Here is a 6219-nt window from a genome sequence, read left to right on the forward strand (position 1 = left end):
AGATGCGCGCCCGTTTCATTCCGCGCATCCTGAAAGCGCCGCCGGATTCGCTGCGCGTCGTCGGCAATCGACTCCAGCTTTTGCTGCGCCGATTTGAGCTTTCGCCGCAGCTCGCGCATGAGCGGCGGGGCGGCATCGTCGCCGGGCCTGCGCCGCAGCTCGGCCGCCCAGCGCGGATTTTCGATGACGGCCCAGGCGACGGCTTCGTCATGCAGCGTTCCCGCCTCATCGACATGCGCCGGAAACACGATCTTGAGCGTGCGCTCGGACGTACGCGAGGTATCGCCTGCGGCGACCCCTGCTCGCACTCGGGCCAGCTCGGTAGACGCCGCCGCGCTATCGATTTCGGTGGTGGCACGCGCATCGATCACGTGGGAGGGGGCGCAGTCGCCCTTAGGCGCACGGCAGGTGAAATCGCCTTTGACGTTGGTGCCGAAGGTGGCGCAGCCGCTCACCAGGGCAGCGAGGCAAACGCACGCGGCAAGGCGCATGGGATTAGCCATGGGTTTTGTCCTTTGCGGAATCGGGGGTGGGGGCGCCGGAGAGGAAGGCGCGCAGCGCCGCCGCCGGGCGGAAGCCTTCGAGGACCGCGCCATCGGACGGGCGGACAATGACCGGCGTGCCGCCAAAGCCGTGCGCCTTCGCGAAAGCTTCGTTGGCGTCGAGGCCGCTGGTATCGCACGGCTTGGGATTGGCCAGCGCCAGCCCCGAATAGGCCATATGGAGCGCAATTTCCGGCCGGGCCGCGCAGATCACGCGCTCGGAGTCCTTACGGCTTTCCGCCCCGAAGATCGAAATCGGCCGTTCCTCGACCCGCGCGCCGATCGCCTTCAATTCGGCTTCGAGCTTCTTGCAGTAGCCGCAGTGGAAATCGGAAAAGACGACCACCCTCGGACCATTGGCCGGTCCCCAGGAAATCGCGCCGCTGGCAGGAAGTTGGCCAAGCGAAACGCGCGCCGGAACGCTCGCGCGCTGCGGGGGCGGGGCATCCTCCTCGCCCGAACGCCGGGCTGCGCCTGCTGCGAGGAGGTCGGGATTAAGCGCCAGCAGACGGGCAGCCGTCAGGTCCTGGCGCGCCTCCATGTCGTAGACCCGCCCAATGACCAGATATTTGGCCGCGCGGTCGACGTAGAAGAGCGTAGACTTCGAGGCGACCTCGCACAGGCCGCCAAGCCCCTTGCAGGTGACGGCGTCGATCGGCGTCTTGGGAAGGCGCAGCTTGAGCGCTGCGCGCACCTTGGCGGTATCGGGTCCGCTGGCAGGGGAGGCGAGACTGGCCACGCCCCAGCCGGTGGCGGCGGACAGAGTGATCAGAGCGGCAATGCCTGCCGCGGGACGAAGCCAGCGGCTTCGCCCTTGCTTGGGGGCTTCAATCATCGGGAGTTCCTCACGTAAACGCCGTCGAGAAAGACGATTTCGACATCGATGCCGGTCGGCATCTCGACCACGGGCTGGTACTGTTCGGCGCGTTCGATCAGGTATTTGCTGACCGTGTCGGCGGCATCTGCCGCGCCCTGGCCGAACCCTCCGCCGACAATGTCGCCGGCGGAGAGTTTCGACCGGCTGCCGTCGGGATTGGTGCGGGTCGCGGAGAAGGTCGAATTGGCGTTGGCGGAAAAACCGCGCCCGAACCCGCCGACGATCCCGGCGAGCAGCGCCTGTGTCACGAGATTGCCCTCGCGGCTCACGACACGCCCGCGCACCCCGGACTTGCCGGCAAAGCTGATGAAGCCTTTGACCTCGCTCACGGCGACGCGCCCGCCAGGCTGATCGCAGGTCATGCGGGCGAGCTTGACGTAGACCTTCTCCGACGAGAGATCCCCGCGCGCCGCGCCGTTGACCACGCAGCCCTGGATCCGGGTTGTCAGTACCTTGCCGTTTTGCAGGACCGATCGCGCCGGCCCGGTGATCCTCAAAACCACCGGAAGGGGATCGGTCTGGCTTGCAACCCCAGCGGAGGCATCGACGCCGACAATCACGCGTGCCGATGCGTAGGAGTTCGGTGGCAGATAGTCGGGCGAGTCCTCGACCACAACCGGCGGCGCCTCAGGTCTGGTTGCTTTCAGGCCGCCGGTGTTCGCCTTGTCCGAAGCAAAGCTCATCAGCTTCACTTCGCCGGGGGTAGGGACCGTCGTCTCCCCGCCAGCCACGGCTGCTGCGCCGGCCTGCGGCGGGGGTATGGTGCGGCCACGCGCGTCATACCCACCCGCCTGCGGTCCGTATGCCGGTGCGGTGGAAGACGGTGCCGGGGCGTTACCTTGCGCGGCAAGCCGGGATTTGAGGTCCGCATTCTCGGCCGAGATCGCGTCGATCGCGGCCTGACCATCGACCCGCATGGCCTGGTTCTCCGCTTTGAGAGCAGCGAGCTGGGCCTCAACCTCGTTTCGCGGGACAGCCGCGTCCTTGAGCGCCTTCTGCTCGCGCGTCACCGCGTCGAGGCGGTTTCCATAGGTGGCGACAAATTCGCGCTGCGAGAGATCGCGGTTGACGAGCCCGGCCGTGTCGATCGTACGGGCCGCGTCGGGATCGTTCGACTTCGCCTTGTCGTCACCACCCAAGATGAGCCAACTGCCGCCGGCCAGGGCAATCGCGCCGATGGAGGCGAGAAGCAGCTTCTGCCGTTTGGCGGTTCGGGCGTTGAGACCGGCCGCTTCCGACGGCGAAGCCGGTTCTGCCTGCAGGGGAGGCTGAAGGTCGTGCGTGTCAGTCATGGCTGCTCTCCCCGTTCATGCCGACCACGAAGGCGGTCGTGCTGGAGCCGGGGTCGAGCGCCGGATTGGCGATCGAGACGGCCAGGCTGTCCTTCGGCGCAAGGTCGCGCTCGGACAGGTTCAGCCGTTTGGATCCGCGGTTGGTGACCCGGATGACCTTCCCGGCGAGGCTGGCGCCCCGATAGTCGGCGACGAGCTGGACCTCGATGTCGCCGATGCGGGCGGGCATGGCCGAGGACCGCCGTACCTCGAAGCCTTCGATGGTCCGATCGTTGGCCATCGCCTGGACAAGGCGAACCGCGCTCGTGGCGAGCGGGGTCTCGGCTTCCCAGCGGGCCGCGTCATTCTTGGCGATTGACGGATTGGTGATGAAAACCTGAGCCGCAGGGATGCTCTCGACCTGGCAGGCAATCTTGTAGACGAATCCCTTCTTGGTCGTGGCAAAGAAGCTGATTGACCTCGCCGCGTAGGTCTCTGGGACCGATACGTAGATGTCGCCGCGCAGCGGTTCGTTGGTGACCGCGAAGTCGTTGTACGGTGTGCCCGTCGATATCTTCGACACGCTGGCGAACTGATCGTCGACCAGGGCGAAGCGCGTGAGTTCGCGGGCCGAGACCACGCACTCGATGCCAGCGCCATCGGCGGCTTGCTTGAACTGGTCGGCGAAGGCCGGCCCGGCGACGCATGCGGCGATCGCCGCAAGACCATGCAGGGCGGCTCGCGCACGCCTCTGGGTTCGGTAAGCCATCACTGGGCCTCCTTGGCTTTGTCTTGGTTGGGGAGTTGGACGAAACCCGACAGCGCGAGGCGCAGTCCCCGGTAGGTCCAGTTGAAGCGGAAGCGGCGCTCGTCGCTGGCGATGACCTGAGCGCCAACAAACGTCTTGAGCGTGCCAGTCACGTCCGACGTCAGTCCCTTAGGGTCGACCTTCATCGAGCGAATGACGAACGCCTGGGTGACATCCGAACCGCGCTGCTCTTCGACGATGCGAACGAGGTCAGCCTTGAGACGCCCGTAGCTGGCCGGATCGGCAAGCTTCAGGATCTCGCTCATCCAATAGTCGAGGCCTTCCGGGCTCCGGTTCAGGAGAATGAGCGCGGTGTCACGGGTGACGAGCTCGAGATATTCAGCCTGCACGCCGGCGCTGGTCACGGTCAGTTGCTTGGGCAACGTCGGAAGCAGCACGACCTCGCGGTCGCGGGTCGCGGCGAGGCTGGTCGCGATGACCAGCGCAAGCCCAAGTCCCGTGCTGGTCAAGGCCAGGAGATTACGCTGGCGCAGCAGTGACTGCTGACGCTCGTGTGAAATGTCGGCAAACATGGGTTTCTCCCCTCAACCGGCAAGCAGACGGCAGTGGGAAGGCGGCGTCGACCTGAGACCCAGAAATCCGGCCGGCAGATACCAATATGCGGCATGGGCTACCCAGGAGCTGGCGCGTCCTGCTTTTGCCTTTCGCAGCGCGAACCAGGCGCCGAAGGCGACAACGATGCCGATGAAGATATGCTGGCTGAGGATACCCCAGGTGAAGGGGACGATCATCCCGGCGAACTCGTCGATGGTCCAGAAGCCGATGAGCTCCGGGTCGTCGAGCCGACGAGGAATGATGTATGGGTCCGCCATGAAGACGCGCCTTCCCGTGCCCGACCGTCAGATGACCGCGGTCACGACCGAAGTGACGATCGGGACACCCGTGCCGACGCCGATGCCGACGCCGACCGGAACCGCGACCTGTCCGAGCGAGAACCGGCCCGAGGCGAGGCCGATGAGACCGCCGGCGAGACTGAGCACGGTGATGATCTTGCCGCCCGAGCCTTCGAGAAAGTCGGTGAACTTGGTCAGTGCCGGGGTGAACGTCGTGTCGGCGCCAGCGTAAGCTGCGCTCGCGGCAAGAGCGGCGAGCGCGACCGGGATGGCAAAGTTGACGGCCTTGCCAAAGCCGTTCGCGCCGATGCGCCGGGGGAGGGTGAGGGACTGCATATGGAGCTCCGTCTGGAGGGGTGGACACAGCGTCCTTTCGTTCGCTGTGCCTTCCACATGCATCTAGGAAATCGGTGTAGGAAAGATCGGGAGGTGCAAACGCCCGGAACACGGACTGATGCGGACAGATCAAATCAGCACTGCCGGTGATTACGGCATCAAATGGCGAAATATATGGAATGTTCTGGCGACGAAGTCCGTCATCTGCGTCGACGATCTCCGGCGACTCGCCGTCTGGGAATGATTCGCCTACAAACGAGAAGTTCCGTATATGTTCTTTTCATTTTCCTACATGCGCGGGGGCAGGTTATGGCTGCGACTCACCAGCCAATGAGGAGAATCGGCCATGCACCCAACCCCATCAACGACCGGCCAGGCTAATCACAGCCTCGCACGCGTCCTCGCTCACGCTGTTGAAGCGGCTGACAAACCGAAACACCAGATCGCCCGCGAGGTCGGCATGCACAGGGAGACATTGCTGCGGGTCATGCGCGGCGAACGGCCGATAGGGCTTGATGAAGCTGCTTGCATTCTCGTCGTTTGCGGGGCTTTCCCCCGCGCCAGCATGATCCTCGCCCTCGCCGGGCAAGAAGATTTGGCGTGCGAGTGGATGCGCAGCGAGATGGGCGAGTTTCTCGAGGAATTCTTCAGCGCCTTGCCGGGCCACCTTGATCGAACTCTAGGCCGTAGGGTCGCGGATCTGAGGCCACGCTGGGCGAATGGCACTTCGCAGCTCGTCGCGCGCATGCTGGCCAAGCACATCGACGATTTTGCCAACCGGGACATAGCGATGTCGTTGCCACGATGATGCCGAACCGCCTCGGAGGGGACCGAGCTTTCATGACAACAGGAATGACTAATGACCGCCGCTCCCCAGAACAAAGATTCCGCTGCATCCTGTGATGAGGCAGTGCCTTCGCCTGGCCGCCTTTTACGCTTGCCAGAAGTTATGGCGCGCGTGGGAATGAAGCGCTCCGCCATCTATCAGCGCATGAGCGAAGGCAGGTTTCCGAAATCGCGATCGCTAGGCCCGAAATGCGCCGTGTGGGTCGAAGCAGAGATCGATGCCTGGGTTGCGGACGTTGTATCCAGTTAATGGGCCAACCACATCGACGACGCAGCAATTTCCATAAATCTATAGGTCGTTTCGAGCCCACTATCGAATATCCCTTCTTATCGACGGACTCATGCCAATGGGCGCTCAGGCCGTACTTTGAGCTGTTTCCTGAGTTTGCGGCAGCGCGTACCACTGCCCAGCGATCGTCTTGATCATGAGGATGGATCGGCCACCATCATTAGGTGTCAGCTCATATCTGTCGTGTTGGGCATGGGACTCCACCCAATCCCGCGCCCATTCGATCGCGGCAAACTCGTCCTTGAGGTCATCTGAGGCCACAGATTCTGCGGCGGCATCGACTTGGCAGGTCAGTTGAAATTTCACGTGTCATCTCCTTGGTTCAAAGCAGTTGCCTGCGGCAGACAGGTTGCGAACTTGATCCGGCCCTTTCATTCCCAAAGTATGGTGAAGAGG

At 63.9% G+C, this 6219-nt stretch carries 9 protein-coding genes and 1 pseudogene; 2 read left to right on the forward strand and 8 right to left on the reverse strand.

Annotation, left to right across the window (positions count from 1 at the left end):
- The 7 genes and pseudogenes from V7D69_RS15010 to V7D69_RS15040 form a co-directional block, all read right to left on the reverse strand.
- Positions 1-503 (reverse strand): annotated as a pseudogene (locus tag V7D69_RS15010) (hypothetical protein); the annotation flags it as partial.
- Entirely contained in the window at positions 496-1377 is an 882-nt protein-coding gene (locus tag V7D69_RS15015; protein WP_333606199.1) for a DsbC family protein, read from the reverse strand. The gene V7D69_RS15015 and the pseudogene V7D69_RS15010, both read right to left, overlap by 8 nt.
- Positions 1374-2711, reverse strand: a complete 1338-nt coding sequence (locus tag V7D69_RS15020; RefSeq protein ID WP_333606200.1) for a TrbI/VirB10 family protein — start codon at positions 2709-2711, stop codon at positions 1374-1376. The genes V7D69_RS15015 and V7D69_RS15020 overlap by 4 nt, the downstream gene beginning before the upstream one ends.
- Entirely contained in the window at positions 2704-3459 is a 756-nt protein-coding gene (locus V7D69_RS15025; RefSeq protein WP_333606201.1) for a type-F conjugative transfer system secretin TraK, read from the reverse strand. The genes V7D69_RS15020 and V7D69_RS15025 overlap by 8 nt, the downstream gene beginning before the upstream one ends.
- Complete coding sequence (locus tag V7D69_RS15030) at positions 3459-4031, reverse strand: type IV conjugative transfer system protein TraE (RefSeq protein ID WP_333606202.1); 573 nt, start codon at positions 4029-4031, stop codon at positions 3459-3461. Before V7D69_RS15030 ends, V7D69_RS15025 begins: the two co-directional genes overlap by 1 nt.
- Before the next feature lie 12 nt (positions 4032-4043).
- Positions 4044-4331, reverse strand: coding sequence for a type IV conjugative transfer system protein TraL (gene traL / locus V7D69_RS15035; RefSeq protein ID WP_169493579.1), 288 nt, complete (start codon positions 4329-4331; stop codon positions 4044-4046).
- 27 nt (positions 4332-4358) lie between these two features.
- A complete protein-coding gene (locus V7D69_RS15040; protein WP_169493578.1) occupies positions 4359-4688 on the reverse strand; it encodes a hypothetical protein in 330 nt (109 codons plus the stop codon).
- Between the two features lie 346 nt (positions 4689-5034).
- Between V7D69_RS15040 and V7D69_RS15045 the strand changes: the two genes are divergently transcribed.
- Entirely contained in the window at positions 5035-5496 is a 462-nt protein-coding gene (locus tag V7D69_RS15045; RefSeq protein ID WP_333606203.1) for a transcriptional regulator, read from the forward strand.
- Positions 5497-5547: 51 nt separating this feature from the next.
- Positions 5548-5784, forward strand: a complete 237-nt coding sequence (locus V7D69_RS15050) for an AlpA family transcriptional regulator (RefSeq protein WP_333606204.1) — start codon at positions 5548-5550, stop codon at positions 5782-5784.
- A 105-nt stretch (positions 5785-5889) separates the two neighbouring features.
- Here the strand turns inward: V7D69_RS15050 and V7D69_RS15055 are convergent, their stop codons facing one another.
- Complete coding sequence (locus V7D69_RS15055) at positions 5890-6129, reverse strand: hypothetical protein (protein ID WP_333606205.1); 240 nt, start codon at positions 6127-6129, stop codon at positions 5890-5892.
- Between the last annotated feature and the right edge of the window lie 90 nt (positions 6130-6219).

Origin of the sequence: Novosphingobium sp. (assembly GCF_036733805.1) — a bacterium.
GTDB lineage: Bacteria > Pseudomonadota > Alphaproteobacteria > Sphingomonadales > Sphingomonadaceae > Novosphingobium.